This window comes from Streptomyces sp. NPDC090445, from assembly GCF_044769385.1.
Taxonomy (GTDB): Bacteria; Actinomycetota; Actinomycetes; order Streptomycetales; family Streptomycetaceae; genus Streptomyces.
In genome coordinates this window covers 1-1,387 of sequence record NZ_JBIVXV010000082.1, presented here as the reverse complement: position 1 = coordinate 1,387, position 1,387 = coordinate 1, and the positions used below count along the sequence as shown (strand labels likewise).

The 1,387-nt window shown below is 69.4% G+C and carries 2 protein-coding genes; both read left to right on the top strand.

Features of this window, described 5'->3' with window-relative positions:
- Positions 1 to 176: 176 nt before the first annotated feature.
- Complete coding sequence (locus ACIQUT_RS40300; protein ID WP_403570714.1) at positions 177 to 602, top strand: hypothetical protein; 426 nt, start codon at positions 177 to 179, stop codon at positions 600 to 602.
- A gap of 271 nt (positions 603 to 873) precedes the next feature.
- Positions 874 to 1,299 (top strand): hypothetical protein, encoded by a 426-nt coding sequence (locus tag ACIQUT_RS40295; protein ID WP_403570712.1) that lies wholly within the window; start codon positions 874 to 876, stop codon positions 1,297 to 1,299.
- Positions 1,300 to 1,387: the final 88 nt, after the last annotated feature.

The following is a 1,387-nucleotide window of genomic DNA, read 5'->3' as shown; positions in this document are numbered from 1 at the left end:
CATTTCCGTCAAGCCACGGGTTCGAGTGGCGTGACCCGTCTCCACCGGTCGGGTTTATTGGAAGTACGCCCTCACCGGGAACCCCCGGAAGAGAAGGAACCGGAATGGAATTCCCGGCCCGCACTCTGCGGGGGCGGCTCACAAAATCCCCCTTCTATACCGAGTGGAGAATTCTGATGTTCGAGCGTTCTTGGACCCGTCGCATCGTCCTGGCCGGCGCCTCCGCGGCCCTCGTCGGCGGCGGTATCGCCCTCCCCGCCACCGCCATGGCCGCCCCGGCCGCCGCCCCACAGCAGGCCGTGTCCCTCCTCCAGGACGACAGCGCCGACGGCATCGGCACCAGCGGTGACGCCACCGCCAACAACACCACCGTCGGCGGCGAAGCCACCAGCGGCGCCGCCAACTCCGGCGTCGCCGGCTGTGACGGCGGCTGCGACATCGACACCGGCAACGCCACCAGCGGCAACGCCAGCGCCGACGCCATCAACAGCGGCGACGCCACCGCAGTGACCGGAGACGCCACCGGCACCGGCGGCAACGTCACCAAGCAGGAGATCAAGAAGACCCTGAAGGAACAGCTGAAGGCCAAGCTCGGCCAGTGAGCCGGCCACCCCGCACACAGCCCCCGGGACCGAACGCGTCCCGGGGGCTGCTCGGCATGCCCGAACGCATTCCACACACCGCGGCTACCAAAATCATCCACGACCGTCAAGACACGGATTCGAGTGGCGTGACGCATCCCCGCCCATCGGGTTTATTTGAAGTACGCCCCACCGGGAACCCCCGGAGGACCCGGAACCGGAAGAAAAACCCCGGCCGATTCCACGGGGCGACCGATAAGAAACCTCTTTTGTCACCGAGTGGAGAATTCCGATGTTCGAGCGTTCCTGGACCCGTCGCATCGTCCTGGCCGGCGCCTCCGCGGCCCTCGTCGGCGGCGGTATCGCCCTCCCCGCCACCGCCATGGCCGCCCCGGCCGCCGCCCCGCAGCAGGCCGTGTCCCTCCTCCCGGCCGACAGCGCAGACGGCATCGGCACCAGCGGTGACGCCACCGCCGACAACACCACCGTCGGCGGCGAGGCCACCAGCGGCGCCGCCGACTCCGGCGTCGGCAGCTGCAAGGGCAAGTGCACGATCAACACCGGCAACGCCACCAGCGGCAACGCCAGCGCCGACGCCATCAACACCGGCGACGCCACCGCAGTGACCGGCGACGCCACCGGCACCGGCGGCACCGTCACCAAGCAGGAGATCAAGAAGCAGCTGAAGGAACAGCTGAAGGCCAAGCTCGGCAAGTGAGACCCGAACACCCCACCCCCACCCCACCCCGGATGCCGGAGAGGCCCCCAGCCTCTCCGGCATCCGCATGCGACGGCGCCGCGCGGGC